The organism is Achromobacter sp. F4_2707, from assembly GCF_047501535.1.
Classification (GTDB): domain Bacteria; phylum Pseudomonadota; class Gammaproteobacteria; order Burkholderiales; family Burkholderiaceae_B; genus Yanghanlia.
Genome location: NZ_JAZDRJ010000003.1, coordinates 45,983 through 68,332, shown reverse-complemented (window position 1 = coordinate 68,332; position 22,350 = coordinate 45,983). Strand labels below are relative to the sequence as shown.

The window sequence follows — 22,350 nt, the reverse complement described above, 5'->3', positions numbered from 1 at the left end:
TTTCCCTGAACACAGGTACGCGACACATGGCTGTATTTGACATTCAATCCATCGTTTCCGAACTGGCGGAAATCCGTCAGCAATGGCGCATATCACAAGGCCGTCCTCTGGAATCAGGCGGGCGTAACTTCCCTTCCCCCGAGGCAGTGAAAGCCGTGGTCAAAGACCTGACCGGCATCTTGTTTCCCATGCGCTTAGGCCCGATCGACCTGCGCCAGGAAAGCGAAAATTTCTATGTCGGCCATACCTTGGATTCCGCCCTGCACGCTCTGCTTGGGCAGGTGCGCCTGGAACTGGCGTATCAGCATCGCCAGGGAACCGCCGACGAAAGCACCCTGGAACAATGTTCCATTGACCGTGTACAGGCCTTCGCCCAGGCTCTGCCCAACATTCGCCGCTTGTTAGATTCTGACACGCTGGCCGCCTATGCAGGCGACCCGGCGGCGCGCAGCGTCGACGAAATTCTTCTGTGCTACCCCGGCCTGCATGCCATGATTCATCATCGCATCGCCCACCAGTTGTATAAGCTCGACCTGCCTTTACTGGCCCGCATGTGCAGCGAAATCGCCCACTCGGAAACCGGCATCGACATCCACCCAGGGGCGCAAATCGGCGAGCATTTCTTCATTGACCACGGTACCGGCGTTGTTATCGGTGAAACGACTATCATCGGCAACCATGTGCGTATTTATCAGCAGGTTACGCTGGGTGCCAAGCGCTTCCCCTCCGATGCAAGCGGAGCGCTCACCAAAGGCTTGCCGCGCCACCCGATTGTGGAAGACGATGTCGTCATCTACGCAGGCGCCACCATTCTGGGGCGCGTGACCCTGGGCAAGGGCTGTACGATTGGCGGTAATGTCTGGCTGATCAACGATGTGCCGCCAGGCGCCAACGTCACCCAAGCGGGCTACCAGGGTTTGGGCGGCGGCGACCCGGCCTGCATGCCCTCCAACGGCAACGGTGCGCAGATCAAGCAAAGTTAAGCCCCCTTCCCCAAAAAAACTAACAGGCCCGCAACATGCTACGTTGCGGGCCTGTTTGGTATTTTGGCTCAGCCATCAGTGGCAGTCCGGCACTTCTTGGTCCATATAGACTTCAAAAGCAATATCCTGCGCGGCCTGTTTGGTCAGGCTGGCCAGAACCCCGTTATCCTGCCACTGGCGTACCTGCTCCTGCAAAACGCCTGCAAGCGCTGCAGCGTGCTCGGGAATAATGAACGCTAAGTCGCGCTCCTGCTGGATAGGCAAGCTGGCCGAGAACTTCTGCCATTCGGGAAACTGCAACAAAGCCTGCAACATCGTGCTGTCGTGCACCGCTGCATCACAGCCGCCGATGCGTAAATCCAACAAGGCATCGGCGGGCGCACGGAAAACCTTTTCTATCGCACCGTAACGCGCTTCCATTTGCCCTGCCAAGCCGCTGCCTTCCGCCAGACACACTGTGCGCCCGCGTAAGTCGTCCCACTGACGGATATCGGTATCGGTTCGCATAATGGCCATGATGCCTGCCCGGTAACCCGTGGGAATCACCGTGCCGGCCTGCTGACGGGCTTCAGCGTCGCTCAACGGCAGTAATAGCGCATCGAGCCGGGCATGGGTGCTCTGCTCCGCCGCTTGCTTCTCTTCAACGGGGACAGCAACCGCTTGCAGCGGCATCTGTTTTTGTAGCCGTTCGGCCAGCAGCGGCGCCAGCCCTTCCGGCGTACGCACCTTGGAGCCCGGCACATGGGGCGGCACGACATAAGGCATGCCTAGGGTCACCGCTTCCGAAGAAAGCGCTGACCCTGCGACCACAGAGCCGCCCTGTGTGGCGACATTCACCGGCTCGGAGAGCGCCGGCCCATGGCCCGCCAGACTCAGGCCAACTACAGCCATCAGAATCTTGAGAGGGCCGCTGAACGGGTTGAGCTTAAGCCCCGAGTTCGTATTTCTATGCAACATGGTGACACCCAACTTGAGGAAGCATTGGACGCTTCAAGCAATGCACACGCGACCCACGTTCGAAAACAGAATCACACATACTGATAACGCAACACCCTGCGCTTGAGGTTTTCCAGAAAGACCTGATCAATCAAGGTGGCCAGAATCGCAATCGTCAGGATATTGGACATCACGCCCAGCATGTCAGCCGTTTCCCCGGAATATGCCAGATTGCGCCCCAGCCCCTGGCCGAAGCCGATTAACATTTCCGCTGAAATCAGCGCCCGCCACGCATTACCAAAGGCCAGTTGCGCACCGGTAATGAGTTCCGGCATAACGGCCGGCAGGTAAACCCGGCGCACCATGTCCCACCGGCTGGCCCCCATGACTCTGGCTGCGGAAACATGTACGGCCAGCACACTTTCTGTGGCATTCATTACCGACAACGCGGCTGGGAAGAACGCAGCCAGGGCGATCACCACAATCATGGGTAGGTTGCCGAACCCCATCATGATGAGAAACAACGGCACCCATGCAATCGAGGGAATCGACTGCAAAATGATGATGGCGTTTTTGAGAACTTCTCTGAAGAAGAACAGCAAGGCCCCGGCCAGACCAAAGCCCACCCCGAACAACAGGGCAAAGCCGTAGCCAAAGCCCAGCCGGGTCAGGCTGCCGCTTAGCGCTTTGCGAAAATCGCCGGATTGAATATCTTCCCACAGCCGAACCATGACGTCCGGCACATCAGGCATGAGAAAATCTGGCAGCGACCAGGCGGCCGCCTGCCAGATCAGCAGAATCACCAGAATCGCCACCAGCATGGCCGCTTTTTTCAGCGGGCCAGACATTTGTTTTTGTGTGCTCATTGAATCTTATCTACCGCCCGGGCATCAGAGCTTGCGTTCTTTCTGCCATTCCAAATCAATGATTTGCGACACATCGAAAGGCGAACCATCACGCGTCTTGAGCGAACCTTGCGCCTGCATAATGTCGGCAATTTCCTGCATGCGATCCAGTTCTTGAGGCGTCAGAATGGGGCTGAAGGTCTGACTCTTGATGGCATCGCTAATCACTTCTTCACGGGGAATTTCCTTGCCGTCCAGTGTCTTGAGCGTGGGCTCGGCAATAAAGTAGGAAGCGATAAACTTGGCCGCTTCATCGGGTTCGTTTTGCAGCAGCTCAATAGCATCGCGTTGCGCATCCAGCGACTTCCATACGGCTTCTTTGCGCTCTTTGAGAACATCGCCGGAAGTAATCACTACCATGCAGGGGAAAGGCCAGACTTCGCCGATCTCGTAAATTTGCTTCACAGGAGCCACGAGTTGTGCAATACGCGCCTGGGGCTCGAACAGGAAAGCGGCTTCCACCCGGTTACCCACCAATGACTGCACCGCCACCTGCGGGCTCACGCCCAGCACGTTGACGTCGCCCGGCTCTAGGCCGGCATCCTTCAGCACCACACCGCGCAAAACGGTATCGGCCGTGCTGCCTTCGCGCTGTGAGGCCAACGTTTTCCCTTTGAGATCGGCCACGCTTTCGATATTGGCGTCTTCACGCACCACAATGGCATGGAAGCCATGTTGCGCCCCGCCCACCACTTTAAGGTCGGCCCCGCGCGAGGACCAGGACGCTGCATTGGTAAAGCCCAAGACGCCGGTATCCAACTGACCGCCGACAATGGCCTTGATTAGGTCGGTGCCAGACGTAAACTCCACCAGCTCGACGTCCAGACCGTGTTTTTCGTAGTAACCGCCTTCATAAGCGAGAATGGCCTGCGCATCATCCATAACGCGCAGATACCCGACCCGCAACTTTTCTGCTGCGAAGGCCTGGCCCGCAATAGCTAAGGCTGCAAGGGCCGGAATTAAAGTACGAACGAATTTCATGCTGCAACTTCCTCGGTGAAGTGAATAGACGGTTCGGGGGTTTGCGCTTCGGCTTCAGCGTTAATGCCGAGCAAACCCAGAATCTCCCGGCGCATGGGCGCAAACTCGGAAAGATCGTGTGTTTTTTCGTGATGGGCCAGATTGAATTCTTTGAGCACGACGGCCGGCCGCGGGCTGAATACCAGAATGCGATCCGCCAGGAACAGCGCTTCGTCAACATCATGCGTCACCAGCAGTACTGTCGGCGCGACTTCCCTAATCAACTGCCGCAACGCGTCTTGCAGCGTCATACGAGTGAGCGCGTCCAGCGCGCCAAAGGGCTCATCCAGCAGCAACGCCTTGGGCTGAGAAATAAAGGCTCGCGCCAGGGCCGTGCGCTGGCGCATGCCGCCCGAAACCTGGTTAGGGAAGTAGTCTTCAAACCCCTCCAGTTGCACTTTGGCCAGCCACTGCCGGGCAAGCTCACGGGCTTTGTGCTTGTCGGTGCGCTGAAACTCCAGTGCCAGCGCAACGTTTTGCTCCAAGGTCAGCCAGGGGTAGAGGGCGTTTTCCTGAAACATCAGCGTACGCTCGGGGTGTGGCCCCTTGATAGCCTTGCCGTCGCCCACCACCTTGCCACTGCTGGGCTTTTCCAGGCCCGCAGCCATATGCAGCAGCGTGGATTTTCCGCAGCCCGAAGGCCCTACCAGCGCCACCAATTCACCGTGATCAATTTCGCGGCTGAAATGCTCGATGACACGCAGGTCGCCAAAGGATTTCTCTATATTTTGAAAGGAGAATTTCATGAGGGGGACATGCTTAAATCGGTATATAGGACTCCACTTTACGCCCATCCTCTTATGAGATAAAACATTTTTATCTTCTTTGCATATTCCAAAAAGAAATATTAAAAATCGCCGTACGTGTCTCGACGTACAATCGTCCCGTGCTCGAAATCCTCTCTATTACTGCCCCCATATTCATCCTGATCGCCCTGGGCTACGTGTGCGTGATGACACGCCTCATCAGCCAGGACGCCACGCGCGGCATGGGCGTGTTCGTCATCACCATCGCCCTACCGGCGCTGATTGTGCGCGGCATGGCCAACAAACCGCTGGCCGATTCCATGGATATCGATTTTTTGGGCGGTTATGCGCTGGCGTCACTCGTATTATTTGCGCTCGGCCTGATCGCCTATCGCCGTTTGCGGCATGCCAGTCTGGCGGAAAGCAGCATGGCCGGCCTGGGCATGTCATCGGCCAATAGCGGATTTATCGGGGTCTCCATCTGCGCCATGGTGCTGGGTACGGAACCGGCGTCACGCGCCGTCGCCATGACGATTCTGGTGGAAAGTATGGTGATGATTCCCTTGGCCATGGCGATTGCCGATTCTTCTGGCGGCCAGGAAAACACTGGCTTAATCAAGCGACTGGCCCTGACAGCCAAGCGCCTGATGCGCAGCCCCTTGCTGATTGCCATCTGCTTGGGGCTGGCGCTGTCGGCCTTACGCATCCCTTTACCGGGTGTGGCCTTACGGGTGATCGACATGCTGGCCATGGCGGCTGCCCCCGTGGCGCTCTTTGCAGTAGGCGGCAACCTGCACGGCCTGCGTCCCCGCGGCATGCTGGGCGATGCGACGGCCATTTCACTGGCGAAGCTGATTTTGCACCCTGCTCTAACGGCCCTGGCTTTCTTGCTGTTCCCAGGGCTGACGCCGGAAATGCGCCAAGCCGGTGTGCTGTTTGCGGCCGCGCCCATGCTGAGCATCTACCCTATCCTCGGCATGCGCTACGGCATTGAAGCACGCTGTTCGGCCACGCTGTTGTTGGGCACGGTGCTATCTTTTATTACGATTAGCGCCACCATTGCGCTGATCAGCTAACCCCGGGCCGGCAAGTGCGCTCCCCCGGCTACGGGCGGGAGAGCGTTAACCCGCTTAGGACTTGGGGGCGGGCACAGGCGGCTGGAAAGGCTCCGGGCGATCCATCCCGTGGTATTCCCGGTTGGGCATCATATCCAGTGCCGTGGCTACCCGGTTGGAAAAATTATAGAAAGCCACGGTTTCTGAAAGGTCGAAAACATCTTCAGCGCTCAAGCCGACGTCATGCAAACGCTGGCGGTCCGCGGGGCCGACTTCCGCTGGGGTGGTGGTGAGCTTCCAGGCAAAATCCAACATAGCGCGCTGGCGGGCATCGAGCTGTGCAACGCGGTAATTCATCACCAGCATTTCACCCAGTTCCGGGTCGCCCGAGAGCGCCCGTACCGCCTGGCCATGCGCCACCAAACAGTAATAGCAGCGGTTGGCGCTGGACACCACCACTGCCACCATTTCCCTTTCCAGTTTGCTCAGGCCCGATTCCGAAAACATCAGCTCGTTATACATGGCCATGAAGTTGCGCAAACGCTGCGGGCGGATGCTGTAAGTGGCCAGCACGTTTGGCACCAGCCCCAGCTTGTCGATGCACTTGCCAAACACCTGTTGCAAGTCGTCGTCGAGCGTGTGGGCGTCGGGAATCGGGTAGGCGCAGATATGATCGGGTTGCGGCACGGTATGTCTCCTTGAGTTATCAGTGCTGAAACTGATATTAGCCGACCCGATGCGCTGCGTAACTGCCTGGGCTGGCAGGGAACACCACGGTTTTTTCACCATCAATGAACACACGGCGGTGAATATGGGCATGCACAGCCCGTGCCAGCACCTGGCTTTCCACATCGCGGCCTAGAGAAACATAGTCCTCTACCGACTGCGCATGGGTCACGCGAGCGATATCCTGCTCAATAATGGGGCCTTCGTCGAGATCGGATGTCACGTAGTGCGATGTCGCGCCAATCAGCTTGACGCCGCGCTTGTACGCCTGCTGATAGGGCTTGGCACCCTTAAAGCTGGGCAGGAAGGAGTGGTGAATGTTAATGATGCGCCCCGGCATGGCCCGACACATATCATCGGACAGCACTTGCATGTAGCGCGCCAGCACCACGAGTTCTGCGCCGGTTTCCTGGATGATTTCCATTTGCCGGGCTTCGGCCTGGGGCTTGTTTTCCTTGGTCACCGGAATGTAGTGGAAGGGAATGTCGTGGTTGACCACGGTTTTCTGGAAATCCAAATGGTTGGAAATCACCCCGACAATATCAATCTGCAAAGCGCCGATACGCCAGCGATACAGCAAGTCGTTCAGGCAATGGCCAAAGCGCGAAACAAAAATCAGCACTTTCATCTTTTCAGCCGCATCATGAAAGTCGTACGTCATGCCGAATTTCTGGGCGATGTCGCGAAAACCGTCTTTCAGTTCCTGCAAGGTGGCGCCAGTCTGGCTCTGGATGGTGATGCGCGTGAAAAATCTGCCGCTTTCCTGATCGTCAAACTGTGCGCTATCCGAGATATTGCAGCCGTTGTCCGCCAGATAACCGGCGATGGCCGCAACAACGCCCCGGGTTGACCTGCACGTGACGGTCAAGACAAAAGTGCTCATGAAAACAAACCTCTATATGTAAATTCAGAATCAAGCGATGGAGCGGGCCGCGTCAAGCAGGGCCTCGTACAAGGAAACCGCTGAGGAGCCAGGCCCTCGAATACTGTAGGACTGGCCAGGTTGATTACACAGAACAAAACAGCTCATGTGCTCAATGGATGATCGCACCGCAGCCCCGGATTTTAAGGCACGGATATCAACGTTGCACAAACGCTCGAATACGTCTATGCAAGTTGGCCCTGTGATTTCAAAGGCGCACCAACCTCCGGTCTGCTCGGTGACCGACGCGTGATCGCCAAACTGCTGTTTGAGTTCGTCAGCCAACAACTCATGGCTGGCAAGCGGAGCTTCGAACAGCCACTGTTCAGGCCCCGCCCACCAAGCGCGGATAGGCTGTGTCAGCGTCATGCTTTGCGGTCCGGGCAAATCGTGCCCGAGATACTGGCGGCTCGCTTCCTGCACAACAGCCAACCGACCGGCACGCGCCGCTAATGAAGCCAGCGCCACATTGTCGTTCTGACGAATCCGCAGTTCGCCAATCTGTTCATCCCGTGGCTGGGCGCCGCCTAAAGCGGTCACCTGAAATAAGCGAAAATCAGACACGCAGCCTTTCTCCTTCGGGATCAATAAATACAGGCGAAGTCACCCGGGCTCGAACATTCACGCCATCCACCGGGCTGGCCACGCACACGATGTCGCCCATGCGCTGCTCTCCCCGTTTCAGGAAGGCCAAAGCGATGGGCCCGCCCACATGGGGCGACCAAGCCGCCGAGGACACCCAACCCAAGTCGTTGCTCATATTTTGCGGGGCCTGTTCGTCAAACAGATGGGCGCCTGCGGGAAGCGCAGACTCCCCATCCACCGGCAGCAGCCCCACCATGCGGTGCCCGTCTGCGTCTTCCAGCGCCATACGCCGCGACATCACGGCGCCGATGCTGTCCTTTTTGCGCGAAACCATGCGGCCCAGGCCCAAATGGATGCCCGAGGTCTGGCCGTTGAGTTCCGGCCCAGCGGCATGGCCTTTCTCAATGCGTAGTACACCCAAGGCTTCCGTACCATAGGGCGTGACGTCGAACTCTTTCCCGGCTTCCATCAGCACACGCATCAGGGAATCACCGTAACGAGCAGGAACCGCCAGCTCGTAAGCCAGTTCGCCGGAAAAGGAAATACGGAATAGCCGGGCCCGTACCTCTTGGCAAATCGTTAGTTCCGCACATGCCATGAAGGGGAAGGCATCGTTGCTGATGTCATAGGGTGCATCCACCACCTTTTGCAGCAAGCGACGCGCATTCGGGCCGGCGATGGCGTATTGCGCCCAGGCATCTGTTGTGGAAACCAACTGCACGTCGAGATCGGGCCACAAGCATTGCCGGCAGAACTCCATATGCCTGAAGATGGCCACAGCATTCGCCGTGGTGGTCGTCACCACGTAGTGGTCTTCGGCCAACCGGGCCGCTGTGCCATCGTCTTGGGCGAACCCATCCTCGCGCAACATCAACCCGTAGCGGACGCGCCCCACGGCCAGCGTGCCCATCATATTGCAGTAAATACGGTTCAAGAACTCACCGGCATCCGAACCCTGCACGTCTACCTTACCCAAGGTGGTGACATCACACAGGCCGACGCTGCGGCGCACGGCCAGCACCTCACGGTCCACACTCTGGCGCCAATGCGTTTCCCCTGACCGAGGGAAATATTGCGCACGCAGCCAATTGCCAGTTTCCACAAACACCGCGCCGTGTTCAACCGCCCAATGATGAGAAGGCACTAATCGGTAGGGTCGGAAGCCCTTGCCCGTGGATCGGCCCGCCAGCGCCCCCAAGCTCACAGGCGTATAGGGCGGGCGGTACATGGTGGTGCCGGTTTGCGCAATGCTGCGCCCGGTGAGTTCGGCCATGGCCGCCAAACCAGTCAGGTTGGAAGTTCGCCCCTGATCGGTAGCCATGCCCAGTGTGGTGTAACGCTTCAGGTGTTCCACTGAACGGAAGTTTTCGCGGTGCGCCAGCGCAACATCCTTCATCGTGACATCGTGCTGTAGATCCACCCACGCCCGGCCTTTGCCCGGCACATGCCAAAGTGGCGTCAGCTTGGGCGTTGAGTCGCTCGCATCAGGGAGTTCGCAAGGCGTGGCAGACAGGCCCAGGCTTTCCAAAGCCTCGACGGCTGCCTGGGCCCCGCTGCGCAACACATCTGCGGTAGCGATTAAGCCCGCGGCGGAACCTGCCACCGACATGCCTGCGGGCAGACGTTCCCCGGGCACAAAGGCGGCAATGCCTTCGTTCCAAACCGGTTTGCATGCATGGTGGGCAGTCAATTGCACATTGGGATTCCAACCGCCAGACACCCCCAGGGCTCCGCAAGCGATGGTGCGCTGACGGCCATTGGCCAGCTGTACCGTCACCGATTTCAGGCCCATTCGGCCTGTGCTATTGACCACGACTGCGCCCTTTAATACCTCGACCCCTGCGCAATCTGGCGCATCGCTGCGGCTGTCGATCAGGGCAACCACCTCGACGCCCAAACGGGCAAGGTCGGCGGCTGTCTGGTGGCCTGTGTCGTTATTGGTGAAAATGGCGACTTTACGGTCGGCGGCGACGGCCCAACGGTTGGCATAAGCCCGCACCGCCCCCGCCAGCATAATGCCGGGCCGGTCGTTATTGCTGAACGCAATGGAGCGCTCCGTCGCACCGGCGCACACCACTGCGCGCTGGGTGTAGATCCGCCAGAATGTCTGTCTGGGCTTACCTTCAAGTGGTGTGTGAAGATGGTCGGCATCCCGCTCCAGCGCCCCATAAATGCCGTGGTCGAACACGCCGAATACGGTGGTGCGCTTCATGAGCCGCACATTGGGCAGCGTGGCGAGTTCGGCCAGCACAGCAGCCACCCATGTGGCGGCGGGCTCGCCATTTAAGCTGATGCGTTCGGCATTCAGGCGCCCGCCGAATTGGAAATCCTCATCGGCCAGAATGACACGCGCCCCCGCACGGCCCGCTGTGAGTGCAGCCGCCAGGCCGGCAGGCCCTGCACCGATGACCAACAGGTCGGCATGCAAGTAGCCGCGATCGTAGAGATCCGGGTCGGGCGCGTCGGCCAGGCGTCCCAGCCCGGCTGCGCGACGTATGGCCGGCTCATAGACCTTTTCCCAGAACGAACGGGGCCACATAAAGGTCTTGTAATAAAAGCCCGCAGCCAGAAATGGGGACAGAAAATCGTTAATGCCCAAGACATCGAACCCCAGCGACGGCCAGCGATTCTGGCTGTGCGCTTCCAGCCCATCGAACAGTTCCACGGTTGTGGCACGCGTATTGGGCTCATTGCGCGCACCCGTACGCAGCTGCACCAGCGCATTGGGCTCTTCCGAGCCCGCCGACCAGATGCCGCGAGGGCGATGGTATTTAAAGGAACGGCCCACCAAGCGCACGCCGTTGGCGAGCAAGGCGGACGCCAGGGTATCACCGGTATGGCCGCTGTACCGCTTGCCATCGAAGCTGAACTCTATCGTATGACTGCGGTCGATCAGCCCGCCCGCCAGTCTGTTGCGCTGTGTCATCGCCCCCGCCCCTGTGCCCGCGCAACATCTCGCGCCAGTTCAACCGACATAATTTCGTGTGTGACCGTGTTGCGGGTGACAACCAGCCACGAGCGGTCGCCTTGTTCATGAAACCATAGTTCTCGATGCAGGCCCGCCGGGTTAACGCGCTCATGCAAATAGGTGTGAAAATCTTCGGCAGCGGTTTCCGACATGCCGTCCGGGCGCGCAATCAGGGCCGCCTCGCCTAAGTACACAAATTCGCGCATGTCGCGAGGGCCCAAGAGCGGATGGTGAATAATCATGGTGTTCAGTGCAGATTAGGTTGGGCACCTGTGCCGATTTCGTCCAGGACGTGGCCGGTACGGAAGCGGTCAAAACGGTAGGCGGATGCCACTTCGTGGGATTCACCCGTAGCCAATAAGTGGGCAAATACATAACCGGCGCCCGGTGTGGCCTTGAAACCGCCATAGCACCAGCCGCCATTGAAATACAGGCCGTCAACCGGTGTGCGATCGATGATGGGGCTGCCATCCATCGACATATCCACCAGCCCGCCCCACATTCTTAGCAGGCGCGCCCGGCTTGCCGACGGCATGATGGACATAAAGCATTCCGCCACATCTTCCACCAGGGGCAGGTTGCCGCGCTGAGCATAGGAGTTGTAGCCATCCAAATCCCCGCCGAACACCAGCCCGCCTTTGTCGGACTGGTTGAGGTAAAAGTGGCCTGCCCCGCCAAAGGTCACCACACACGGCACCGCCGGCTTTACCGACTCAGAAACAAAAGCCTGCATAACGTGGCTTTCTATGGGTAGCTTGATGTCGGCCAGCGCCATCACTTTGCCGGAACTACCCGCAACCGAAGCCCCCACCACGTCTGCAGCAATAAAGCCACGTGAGGTTTCCACGCCCACACAGCGCCCGGCTTCAATGCGGAACCCCTGTACTTCGCAGTTCTGGATAATGTCCACGCCCAATGCATCGGCGGCTCTGGCGTAACCCCACACCACAGCATCGTGCCGAGCCGTGCCGGCGCGGCGTTGAATCAAGCCGCCTTTAATGGGGAAGCGCGCATTGTCGTAATCGAGAAACGGCAGCATGGCGCGCACTTGAGCCAGCGACAGCATCTCCGCATCGGCGCCGCTCAACATCATGGCATTGCCACGCCGCCGGAATGCATCACGCTGTGCATCGCTATGGATGAGGTTCAGCACGCCGCGCTGGCTCATCATGACGTTGTAATTCAGTTCCTGTTCCAGGTTTTCCCACAGTTTCAAGGAAAACTCATAGAAGGGCTGATTGCCTTCCAGCAGATAGTTGGAACGCACAATCGTGGTGTTGCGGCCCGCATTGCCGCCGCCAATCCAGCCTTTTTCCAGCACTGCAATGCGCTTTTTTCCGTATTTGCTCGCCAGATAGTAAGCCGTGGCCAGACCGTGGCCGCCACCCCCGATAATGACAAAGTCGTAATGCGAGCGCGGTTGCGGGTTGCGCCATGCGGGTTTCCAACCACGCTGGCCGGTCAACCCTTCTTTAATGACCTTGAATATTGAATAGCCCACCACGAAGTCCGCCAAGGAGAAGGTTAAGTTGTCATTTTGCAGGAGTCACGCAAAACACAGTATTCTTAAAAAGACAAAATCAGGCCTATTTCAGACAATCTGCTATGACGCGTGCTTCGCCCCCCGCTCGTATTGGATTTATCCTCACACCCGGCTATTCGCTCCTGTCGGTGGCGACTGCTGTTGAGCCCTTACGCGCCGCGAATTTGCTGTCAGAAAGGCCGCTATACCAAAGTGTTTTTTTGTCTGAGAGCGGGGGCTTCATGCCCTCTAGCGCGAATGGCGGCTTTCACACCGAACCCTGGGGGCAAGTACAAGAAAAATTCGACCTGGTCTTTGTCGCTGCCGGTGGCAACCCTATGATTTACGATAGCCCGGCATTGATGCGCTATTTGCGCAACCTTGCCGGCCGAGGCGTGACCTTGGGCGGGATATCCGGCGGTTCGGCTATTTTGGCGCGGTATGGAATGATGGAGGGGCGCCGGTTCACCGTACATTGGCAGCACGTTCAGGCGATGCGCGACTTTTACCCGCATCTGCTGGTCGAGCGCAGCCTGTATGTCATCGACCGCGACCGCTACACCTGCGCCGGCGGTGTGGCCGCGCTGGATATGATGCATGCCATGATTGCTGCGGAGCACGGTGCAGGCTTCGCCACCCATGTCAGCGATTGGTTTATCCACACGGATATCCGAACCTCTAGCGACCCGCAACAATCCAGCTTGGAACAGCAATACGGCGTTACCCACCCTGCCCTGGTGGCAGCCATCGGCCTGATGAATACCCACCTGGCCGACCCGCTCACCCCTGAGCAGCTTGGCATGCTCAGCGGGCAAAGTGCGCGTAACCTGCAACGCCTGTTCAACCAACAACTGGGCGAACCCATGATGCAGTTTTATCGCAACCTGCGCCTGGATAAAGCCAATGAACTGCTGCAGCAGTCCGCCCTGCCGATTTCCCGCGTCGCATTAAGCACCGGCTTTAGCAACGCCGCGCATTTTTCACGAAGCTTTGTACAACGGTTTGGCGTTACCCCCGCTCAGCGGCGCGCCCAAGGGGTGAAATCCCCCACTGTGCGGTTCTTACGCATGGAATGAGGGCGCTCCGGGGGGTTCAAGTTCCCAGTTCAATCACATGAACTTGTTCAGCCAAATGCTGTTGGGCCAGTTCTACCATATGGGCGTGGTGAGTCAGGAAAATGACCTGGGTGCGGCGCGACACGCCTGCCAGCTGCCGCAAGCCGGCCAAGGCGCGGCCATCGTCATAATTCACGAAAAGGTCATCGGCTATAAATGGCAGGGCCGTGGCACTGTCCATATAGAGCTCCAAAGCAGCCAGCCGCAATGCCAGGTAGAGCTGGTCACGTGTCCCATCGCTCAAGCCGTCCAACGGCGCCAGGCGCCCGCCAACCCGACGCGCCCATAGGGTCGCCCCATCCTCATCGATCACCAGCCCGTCGTAAGCGCCCAAAGTCAGTTCGGCGAACAACTGGCCCGCCCGCACCAACAGCGGCCCTTGGCTGCGTTCCCGATACCGCTCCGTGATGTGCTCCAGCAGGCGATGCTGCGCGTAGACCCGCACATATCGCTCGGCCACTTCCGCCATATCTGCCAAGGCTTCCTGCTTGCGGGCTTCTGCCTGGGCGGCATCGTCACCGCCCGAAATCGCATCCAGAGCAGCGCGCGCCTTCTCGCGTTGCAAAGCCAGCTCATCACGCCGGTGTTCAGCCTGCTCCAGACGCTGGCTCAATGCTTGAGCCTCAACCGCCAGCGACGAGAAGTCGACCTCTGCCAGCTCCTCTTCTACTTGCTTGCGATCCCGCCCTTCGGCCTCCTCCGCCAGACGCGCCAGCAGACTGGTTAACTGTTTTTTCGCCTGTTCACGGTCTCGTTCAGCCGCCCGCAACGGCGCCAGCCGGGCCACCCAACGGGTTACGTGCTCAGAGGCCGTGTCTGCTTGGAAATCCGTGACCCCTAAACGGTTGGCAAGCGTCGCCGAATCTTGCGAGAAATACTGCAGTTCAGCTTGCAGCCGTTGTTGTTCAGCTTGGCGTTCACGCAAGCGAACCCATAAATCGTCAGCATCGGCACACAGGCTGATGGCCGACTCGACATACGCATCGTCGGCATCCTCCGGCAAGCCAGCACGCAACAACGCGGCCTGGCGTCGAGCCGACCAGTTTTCATAGGCGGCCTCATCGCGATCGCAGGCCTCTTTAAGCGCGGGCAGCAGTGGTTCGAGGCGTTGCAACTGTTCAGTCAGCGCCTGGCGCCGGGTTGTCGCTTTTTCCGCCTGCGCCAGCCAGGCTCGAGCTTTTTCACACGCCTCAGCCAGGCTGGCTACTTTTACGAGTGCTTCGGCGTTCTCGCCAGCCTGCTCCATCGCTTCTGCACGCATGGCCTCCAGCAAGCGCTGCAGAAGTGTGTCATGGCGCTCGTTCAGCCGCGCCAGCTCGCTGCGAGTGGCTTGCAGCCTTTCGTCCGCCTGCAAGGCAGCTTCGCGGCCCGGCAACCAGCCTTGCAAAGCGGCCGGCGACATCGCGGACAGGCGCCGTTGTGCGCAATCGGCCCGCCATTGTTCATCAAAGGCAGCCAGCCGGGCGGCAGCGTCATCGTGTACCTGCTGTAAGCCTTGAACAGCTACTTGCAGGCGCTCGCAGTCGTGTTCCAGCGTCTGCAGGCGGGCGGCGTCATCCACTGCTTCAAGATGGCGGTCGGCCAGCAGGTCGGCGAGTTTGAGCAGCGAGCCAAAGCTTTCCGCCTGAGCATCCAGGCTTTCTTGGCCAGCCACCAGATTTTCCCATAGCGCATCGCGTTCACGCCGCGCCGCCAGCACTTCATCGCGCGACACGGCCTGATGGGAACGGCGGAACTGTTCGACCTTGAGCTGAGCCGCACTTAGTTCGAGGCCGGCTTCACGTACGCGTTTATCGGCGGCATCGGCTTCAGCGCGTAGATCCCGACGCTGCTGAACATGCTCGACCAGCGCTTCCGCAGGCCAGGGCGACATGGCCTGCAAAGCCGCCACGGTGATGTCGTCGAATTCCGGCTGGCGCAATGCAGCCAGCCTGCGGTCAAGCTCAAGCGCTTCCTGCTGCGCCTTACGTTTGAGCCCATCCAAAGCCGTGCCAATATCACCGGCTGCGGTGGCGTCTTCCAATGCCTGAGTTAACGCCCGCCCGACTGCTATTTCTGGCAGATCCCGGACGCGGGCACGAAACTCTTCCACTTCGGCCAACCGGGCCTGTTGGGCCTGCATTGAGGTCTGGCGTTGCGCACGCAATTCGCGCCCCTCCTGCAATAGCTGGATAATTTCATGGCGCAACGGCTGCGGCGGCAAACCTGCCGCCAGTTCATCCAACGATGAGGCGGATGCCTCTGTGGACACCTGCCTGCCCAGCTGCCGCAGCAGATTGCTTAATTGTTCGCGTAACAAACCTGCGTGGGATTCGCATTGGGCAATGGCTGCTGGGTGGGCCGCCACACGTCGCCGTGTTTCATCCAACGCAAGCAGCTCGGCTTCCAGTTCCAGCAAGCGTGATTCTTCGTCCTGAATCGTCGCCAACTGCCCTAGCACTGTTTCACATTCGCGAATCTGCACCAGCAATGGCCCCAGGCGGCGGCGGCGCTCGATGTCGCGCAGCATAAAGCGCAGCTGCGTACATTCGGCACGCGTCATCTCAAAAGCGTCGTCCATCTGGCGACATTCACGCTCTGCATCGGCCCAGGCCGTGGGCCGAACGGTGGCTGTCTTCACCGCTTTATCGGCTTCTTTGTATCGGTCGGAAGCCGCATACCAAGCGCGGTGGCGGCTGTGATGAGGCGTCCACAAGCTCGCTGCTTCCTCACGCAACCCCGCCAGCACGCCATTCAAGGTTGCCAGCCCGGCAGCAGCCTGAAACAGCGTAGCGTCAACATCATCACCTGCCTGCAGCATGGCCCGGCTGCCTTGCTCCAGGCGCCGGTGATCCAAACCAAACATGCGTTCGTAAAAGACGTCGCTCACGCCCCCCAGCCAGGGGTTCAGCGCATCCAGGGGGAGTTTCTCACCCGCCTCATCTACCAGCCCCCCATCGCGTTTGCGGCGTCGCCCCATCGCCAGCCGTCCTGGTTCGCCGGCCAACACCGCATTCAAGGCGAGTTCGGGGCCGGCATGTAAAAAGGCCATGGGTGTATTCATGGGAATACCAAACAGCAGATCACGAAACGCCTGGCGCAAAGTGGATTTACCTGCTTCGTTGCCGCCCACAATCAGGTGGAAATCATGCTCACGCTGCGGAAACGCCAGTTGCTCACCGGAAAAATGACCGTAACGCAGCAGCTCTATGGATTCAAAACGCATTCAAGCCTCCCGCCCAAGACGATCAAGCACGGCTGCTGCGGCGTCTTGTAAAAGGGTGTCCACCTGCCCAGCCTTAAGTGCTTTGAACAAGGGCTCGCCCGACAACTCATACGGAGCTTTATCACGCAAACCTTGCAGGCCTTGTAAAAACTCCTGCTTAAATTCAGGATCCGCCACGGCCTCGGCAAGCAGGGCCGCTAGGTCGTCGGGCGCACCTGCCGCTGCATTCAGCGGCGGCGCATGAATGACCACTTGCAGTTTCTCCAACCACAAACGGCCATCGGCTAGTGCAGCCATGATGGCGACGACGTCGGCGCGTAGTTGCGTCTGCTGCCTCACCAACTCGCCTTGCAAGGCAGATTCGCCTTCCAGCACCAGGCGTAACACATAGGGTTTTTCTGACTCCTGTCTGGCCAGTTGCGCTTCCAGGCCCTCGCGGATGCAGGTCAGCACCTCGGCATAGGCGGCACAGCCCGAGACATCGAGGCGCAGTTCGTGCCAACGCAATACATCCACTTCCAGGCGCTCGATGCTTACCACCGCACCATCAACACAGGAGACCAGCACGGCGCCGCGTGGCCCCTGTTCGCGTATATGCCGCCCTTGCAGGTTGCCCGGAAACACCACCGGTACCGGCCCGGGAAACACACAGTATTCGTGCACATGGCCCAGCGCCCAGTATTGATAACCACTGGTGTGCAACTGCTCCAGACTGCAAGGCGCGTAGTTGGCATGCTGGGCATTACCTTCCAATGCCGTATGCAACACGCCAATATTGAAGTGCCCCGCCAAAGGTGGTGGGTAATCTGCCACCAGGTTTTCTTCTACAGCGGCATGGGGAAAGCTGCGCCCATGTAGCGCCACCTTGTGCGCTTCCAGAACAAACGTGGTGGGGCGATTCGCCTTGAACACATGTACGTTGTCGGGCAAGGCCAGCCGCTTGGTCATCACGCTTTCCGCGTCATGGTTACCATGCAGCACATAAGCGGGAATACCCCCATTGCGCAACCTCCCCATCTCACGGGCAAAATAGATGCCGGTATTGTGGTCTTTCCAGTCGCCATCGTAGAGGTCGCCGGCAATGACCATAAAGTCCACTTCCAGCGCTAGCGCCTCATCCACCAGGCGCGTGAACGCCGCGCGGGAAGCGCCGCGCAACGTGCCAACCGGCATGTCCTCATAAGAACCTAGACCCTTTAAAGGGCTATCCAGATGAATGTCAGCTGCATGAATGAAACGCATAAGTCGAAAAAGGCGATACTCAAAGGTTCCCTAGTCTGCCACAATGGCGGAAAATAATTTGAGGCTGCCGATGAGCATCAACCCTGGCATGCACCCCGCACAGCAAGAGGAAACTGATATTTTCCTCAGTTTCAAAAACGTCAAGAAAACCTACGACAGACGCAGCTTGGTGGTGCGCGATTTCAGCCTGGACGTGCGCCGTGGCGAATTCGTCACCCTGCTCGGGCCTTCAGGTTCGGGAAAAACCACGGTATTGATGATGCTGGCCGGTTTTGAGCATGTCAGCAGCGGCGACATCGTCATTGACGGCACGTCCGTCACGCGCGTCGCGCCCTACGAGCGCAATATCGGCATGGTTTTCCAGAATTACGCGCTATTCCCACACATGACGGTGGCCCAGAATTTGGCCTACCCACTGCGTGTACGCAAAATGCCTGGCGATCAGATCCGCCAGCGCGTCGAGCAATATCTGAAACTGGTTGAGCTTGAGGATTTTGGCGACCGCCACCCCAGCCAGCTATCCGGTGGCCAGCGCCAGCGTATCGCCCTGGCCCGCGCCCTGATTTTCGAGCCCGCGCTGGTGCTTATGGATGAACCGCTCAGCGCCCTCGATAAAAAACTGCGCGAACAAATGCAGTTTGAAATTTCCCGGCTGCACGACAAGCTCGGCTGCACCATGGTTTACGTCACGCACGACCAAGCAGAAGCCCTGACAATGTCTGACCGTATTGCCGTATTCAACCATGGTGTGGTGCAGCAATACGCCACGCCCGATCAGCTCTACGAACAGCCTGCTAACGCCTTCGTCGCTGGCTTCATTGGTGAAAACAACCTGATACGCGGCACCGGCGCGGCGCGGCCTGATGGCACCGTACACGCTACCTTGCAAGATGGCACCGTGCTGCGCGCCGCCCATGGCAACTTCCAGCAAACGCGGGGCGAATGCTTGATCTCGGTACGCCCGGAAAAGCTCAGAATATTCAATGTAGATACAATACCCGAGGACGACAATGTGCTGAACGCCCGCTTCGTGGCTCAGCACTATGTAGGGGATTTCATCCGCTACTATTTTGAACTGGCCGATGGCACACGCATTATCGTCAAGACCATGAACGACGATCGTGCGCCCGCCCTGACCGAAGGCCAGGCCACCAAGCTGCACTGGTCCGTGCAGCACAGCTTCGCTTTTCACCCCCAACCCAGCGCAGTCCAAGGAGATACGCCATGAAGAAGCTCAGCACGCTGTGTGCTGCCGCCCTGGCCACCGGCCTTGTCGCATCCGCTCCGGCGGCAGCCCAGCAAACTCTTACCGTTGTTTCTTTTGGCGGCGCCTATGGCGCGGCCCAGCAGGTTCATCAGATCAACCCCTATATGGAAGCCACCGGCAACAAGGTGCTTTTCGAGAGCTACACCGGCGGTGTGGCTGAAATCAAGGCCCAGGTGGAGTCCGGCAATATTCAGTGGGATGTGGTGGATATCGAAACCATCGACCTTGAACGGGCTTGTGCGGAAGGCTTGCTGGAGATTATTCCCCGAGACATTCTTCAGGCAGCACCCGACGGCACACCGGCTGAGGAAGACTTCATTCCTGAAGCCCTGGAAAACGAATGCGGGGTGGGCGAAATCGTCTGGAGCACCGTCTACGCTTACAACCACGACACGCTGACCGGCGACAAGCCCACCACCATGCAGGACTTCTTCGATCTGGAGAAATTCCCGGGCAAACGCGCTTTGCGCAAGCGTGCGCAAGTGAACCTGGAATGGGCGCTGCTGGCCGACGGTGTACCGGCCTCCGAAGTCTATGAACGCCTTGCCACCCCCGAGGGCCTAGCTCAAGCGTTCGCCAAGCTGGACAGCATCAAGCACGAAATCGTCTGGTTCGACAGCTGGTCACAAGCCCCGCAATTGCTGAACGACGGCGGCGCAGTGTTCGTGCAATCGGCCAATGGCCGCTTCTTTGATGCCATTCGTCGCGAAGACAAGCCCTTCACCATTGTGTGGGATGGCCACCTGTACGACCTTGACGCCTGGGGCATTGTTAAAGGCACGCCCAAACTTCAAGAAGCCCTGAACTTCGTCGCCTTCACCACCAGCACTAAAGCTTTGGCTGGTTTCCAGGATGTCGCCTACGGCCCTCCACGCAAATCGTCCATGGCACAGGTGGATGCTGAAATTGCCAAGCACTTGCCCACTGCCCACATTGATGTCGGCCTGAAGGCAGACGGCATTTTCTGGGCAGACTACGGCGAAAACCTGGGTGAGAAGTTCAATGAATGGCTCCTTAAGCAGTAAGGAGATCACCGAAGAGCGAAAGGCGCTGGCACGTCGCAGGCGTGCCAGCATGCTGCTGGTCGCGCCCTTGCTGGCATTTATATTCTTCGCCTTTGTCGCGCCCATTGCCAGCATGCTTTACCGCAGTGTCTACAACCCTGCGGTAGTGGAACTCATACCCGAAACACTGGAGGCGCTGTCTTCCTGGAACGGCGACGGCCCGCCATCAGAAAACACGCGCGCCACCCTGGCCCGTGAACTGCGCGGCCTGGCGCAAGACCGCCGCGCCGGTGCATTGGCCGCCGCCGTCAATCGCGCCTACCCGGGCGCTTCCAGCCTTATTAATTCCACCGCGCGCAAAATGCGCAGCTTGAGCGACGACGACCTGCTCAACGGCGCGGCTTTACTCGATAAAGCCGACAAACGCTGGACTCAACCCGAGCTCTGGCGGGCCATTGATGAAGTCGGCGCGGTATATACCGACAACCACTACTTAACGGCACTCGACTTGGAACGCAATGCCGACGGCGAAATCCAGCAACGCGAGTCGGCCCGTATTTATCTGCAGCTCTACGGCAAAACGCTGGGCATGGCGCTGGTGATTACTCTGCTGTGCATTATGTTGGGCTACCCCCTGGCCTGGTATCTGTCGCAAGCCCCCTCGCGCAAGGCCAACTTGTTAATGATTTTCGTGCTCTTGCCATTCTGGACTTCGCTGCTGGTGCGCACTACCGCCTGGATTGCACTGCTACAAACCAATGGCGTGGTCAACTCCGTGCTGCAGGCGCTGTATATCATCGACGCCCCGCTGGAAATCCTTTACACCAGCACGGCGACCATTATCGCCATGACGCACATTCTGTTGCCCTTCATGATTCTGCCGCTCTACAGCGTGATGCGAGGGCTGGACCCCAGCTATATGCGAGCAGCGATGTCTATGGGTAGTAAGCCCTTGGCCGCCTTCGTGCGCATTGTCCTGCCTTTGAGCTTGCCCGGGTTGAGCGCGGGCGCTCTGCTGGTTTTCATTATTTCGGTGGGCTACTACATTACGCCGGCCCTGGTGGGCGGCACCGATGGCCAGATGATTTCCAACCTGATTGCCTTCCACATGCAGCAATCCAGCAACTGGGGCCTGGCAGCCGCCCTGGGCAGCCTGCTGCTGGTGCTGATTCTGGCCTTGTACTGGACATACGACCGGCTGGTCGGCGCCCGCAATATTCGCCTGGGTTGACGCCCCAGCCAATAGGAACCAGAGCATGAGCGAACAGACCATACATTACGGACCTTGGCAGCGGGCAGGCCGCGTTCTGGTGGCCGCTTACGCCTGGGCCGTGTTGTTTTTCCTGATTCTGCCCATTCTGGTGATTGTGCCGCTGTCCTTCAACGCCGAGCCTTTCTTCAGCTTTACGCCGGGCATGCTGCGCCTGGATCCCGAGGCTTGGTCGCTACGTTGGTACGAACGTATTTTTACTACCGGAAACTGGTTACTTGCTATCAAGAACAGCTTTCTGATTGGCTTGGCTGCTACTGTTATTGCCACAACGCTGGGAACGATGGCGGCGGTCGGGCTGGTCAGCGATGCCATGCCGCAGCGGCGCCTGATTACCGCCATCCTGCTCTCGCCCATGATTGTGCCGCTCATCATTGTGGCGGCCGGCATGTTCTTCTTCTACACACGCTTTAACCTGGTGGCCACCCACACCGGGCTCATCATTGCCCACGCCGCACTTGGCGTGCCTTTTGTGATTCTCACCGTCACCGCAACGCTGGCAGGTTTCGACCAGTCGCTCTACCGGGCCGGGCTGAGCCTGGGCGCGTCGCCATTTAAAGTCTTCCGCGACGTCGTCATTCCAATCATCCGGCCCGGCGTGGCTTCCGGCGCCCTCTTCGCCTTTGTGACCTCGTTCGACGAAGTGGTGCTCGTGCTGTTTTTGGCCGGCCCTGAACAGCGCACGATTCCGCGTGAAATGTTCGCCGGCCTGCGCGAGCAGATCAACCCTACGATACTGGCTGTCGCCACCCTGCTGATTCTGCTGTCGCTCGCCCTGCTCTTCACTCTGGAAATGCTACGCCGCCGCACTGAACGGATTCGCACGGCGGCAACAGCGGCTCCCGAACACACGACGTAACATTCACGTAATATTCATTT

At 58.9% G+C, this 22,350-nt stretch carries 19 protein-coding genes; 7 read left to right on the top strand and 12 right to left on the bottom strand.

Going from position 1 to position 22,350, the window contains the following annotated elements:
* The first annotated feature begins 26 nt into the window (after positions 1-26).
* Positions 27-983 (top strand): serine O-acetyltransferase EpsC, encoded by a 957-nt coding sequence (gene epsC, locus VRY85_RS03970; protein WP_414597310.1) that lies wholly within the window; start codon positions 27-29, stop codon positions 981-983.
* A gap of 75 nt (positions 984-1,058) precedes the next feature.
* Here epsC and VRY85_RS03965 read toward each other — a convergent pair whose 3' ends face one another.
* From VRY85_RS03965 to VRY85_RS03950, 4 genes are all read right to left on the bottom strand, one after another.
* Complete coding sequence (locus VRY85_RS03965; protein ID WP_414597309.1) at positions 1,059-1,940, bottom strand: ABC transporter substrate-binding protein; 882 nt, start codon at positions 1,938-1,940, stop codon at positions 1,059-1,061.
* Between the two features lie 71 nt (positions 1,941-2,011).
* On the bottom strand, positions 2,012-2,740 hold the full coding sequence (locus tag VRY85_RS03960; RefSeq protein ID WP_414597492.1) for an ABC transporter permease: 729 nt from the start codon (positions 2,738-2,740) through the stop codon (positions 2,012-2,014).
* A 69-nt stretch (positions 2,741-2,809) separates the two neighbouring features.
* Entirely contained in the window at positions 2,810-3,805 is a 996-nt protein-coding gene (locus VRY85_RS03955) for an ABC transporter substrate-binding protein (RefSeq protein ID WP_414597308.1), read from the bottom strand.
* A complete protein-coding gene (locus tag VRY85_RS03950) occupies positions 3,802-4,590 on the bottom strand; it encodes an ABC transporter ATP-binding protein (RefSeq protein ID WP_414597307.1) in 789 nt (262 codons plus the stop codon). The genes VRY85_RS03955 and VRY85_RS03950 overlap by 4 nt, the downstream gene beginning before the upstream one ends.
* A gap of 140 nt (positions 4,591-4,730) precedes the next feature.
* Here VRY85_RS03950 and VRY85_RS03945 point away from each other — a divergent pair, with 140 nt between their 5' ends.
* The gene (locus VRY85_RS03945; RefSeq protein WP_414597306.1) at positions 4,731-5,666 is read left to right on the top strand and encodes an AEC family transporter; all 936 of its coding nucleotides are present in this window, start codon (positions 4,731-4,733) and stop codon (positions 5,664-5,666) included.
* Positions 5,667-5,720: 54 nt separating this feature from the next.
* Here VRY85_RS03945 and VRY85_RS03940 read toward each other — a convergent pair whose 3' ends face one another.
* The 6 genes from VRY85_RS03940 to VRY85_RS03915 are packed head-to-tail and all read right to left on the bottom strand — an operon-like array spanning position 5,721 to position 12,347.
* The gene (locus VRY85_RS03940) at positions 5,721-6,332 is read right to left on the bottom strand and encodes a peroxidase-related enzyme (protein ID WP_414597305.1); all 612 of its coding nucleotides are present in this window, start codon (positions 6,330-6,332) and stop codon (positions 5,721-5,723) included.
* Positions 6,333-6,369: 37 nt separating this feature from the next.
* Positions 6,370-7,254 (bottom strand): formyltetrahydrofolate deformylase, encoded by an 885-nt coding sequence (purU, locus tag VRY85_RS03935; protein WP_414597304.1) that lies wholly within the window; start codon positions 7,252-7,254, stop codon positions 6,370-6,372.
* A 30-nt stretch (positions 7,255-7,284) separates the two neighbouring features.
* Positions 7,285-7,857 carry a sarcosine oxidase subunit gamma gene (locus VRY85_RS03930; RefSeq protein ID WP_414597303.1) on the bottom strand — a complete coding sequence of 191 codons (573 nt, stop codon included), beginning with the start codon at positions 7,855-7,857 and terminating at the stop codon, positions 7,285-7,287.
* The gene (locus VRY85_RS03925; protein WP_414597302.1) at positions 7,850-10,804 is read right to left on the bottom strand and encodes a sarcosine oxidase subunit alpha family protein; all 2,955 of its coding nucleotides are present in this window, start codon (positions 10,802-10,804) and stop codon (positions 7,850-7,852) included. Before VRY85_RS03925 ends, VRY85_RS03930 begins: the two co-directional genes overlap by 8 nt.
* Positions 10,801-11,088, bottom strand: coding sequence for a sarcosine oxidase subunit delta (locus VRY85_RS03920; RefSeq protein WP_414597301.1), 288 nt, complete (start codon positions 11,086-11,088; stop codon positions 10,801-10,803). Before VRY85_RS03920 ends, VRY85_RS03925 begins: the two co-directional genes overlap by 4 nt.
* Before the next feature lie 5 nt (positions 11,089-11,093).
* Positions 11,094-12,347, bottom strand: a complete 1,254-nt coding sequence (locus VRY85_RS03915; protein ID WP_414597491.1) for a sarcosine oxidase subunit beta family protein — start codon at positions 12,345-12,347, stop codon at positions 11,094-11,096.
* 263 nt (positions 12,348-12,610) lie between these two features.
* On the opposite strand from VRY85_RS03915, the gene VRY85_RS03910 reads away from it, so the two are divergent.
* Positions 12,611-13,444, top strand: coding sequence for a GlxA family transcriptional regulator (locus VRY85_RS03910; RefSeq protein WP_414597300.1), 834 nt, complete (start codon positions 12,611-12,613; stop codon positions 13,442-13,444).
* Between the two features lie 16 nt (positions 13,445-13,460).
* Here the strand turns inward: VRY85_RS03910 and VRY85_RS03905 are convergent, their stop codons facing one another.
* Positions 13,461-16,688 (bottom strand): AAA family ATPase, encoded by a 3,228-nt coding sequence (locus VRY85_RS03905; RefSeq protein ID WP_414597299.1) that lies wholly within the window; start codon positions 16,686-16,688, stop codon positions 13,461-13,463.
* On the bottom strand, positions 16,689-17,930 hold the full coding sequence (locus VRY85_RS03900) for a metallophosphoesterase family protein (protein ID WP_414597298.1): 1,242 nt from the start codon (positions 17,928-17,930) through the stop codon (positions 16,689-16,691).
* 70 nt (positions 17,931-18,000) lie between these two features.
* Here VRY85_RS03900 and VRY85_RS03895 point away from each other — a divergent pair, with 70 nt between their 5' ends.
* From VRY85_RS03895 to VRY85_RS03880, 4 genes are read left to right on the top strand one after another with little or no spacing between them, the layout of a single operon-like run.
* Positions 18,001-19,158, top strand: a complete 1,158-nt coding sequence (locus VRY85_RS03895) for an ABC transporter ATP-binding protein (protein WP_414597297.1) — start codon at positions 18,001-18,003, stop codon at positions 19,156-19,158.
* Positions 19,155-20,222, top strand: coding sequence for an ABC transporter substrate-binding protein (locus VRY85_RS03890; RefSeq protein WP_414597296.1), 1,068 nt, complete (start codon positions 19,155-19,157; stop codon positions 20,220-20,222). Before VRY85_RS03895 ends, VRY85_RS03890 begins: the two co-directional genes overlap by 4 nt.
* Positions 20,200-21,432: an ABC transporter permease gene (locus tag VRY85_RS03885; RefSeq protein WP_414597295.1), complete on the top strand. Its 1,233-nt coding sequence runs from the start codon at positions 20,200-20,202 to the stop codon at positions 21,430-21,432. The genes VRY85_RS03890 and VRY85_RS03885 overlap by 23 nt, the downstream gene beginning before the upstream one ends.
* A gap of 25 nt (positions 21,433-21,457) precedes the next feature.
* Complete coding sequence (locus VRY85_RS03880; RefSeq protein WP_414597294.1) at positions 21,458-22,330, top strand: ABC transporter permease; 873 nt, start codon at positions 21,458-21,460, stop codon at positions 22,328-22,330.
* Positions 22,331-22,350 lie beyond the last annotated feature (20 nt).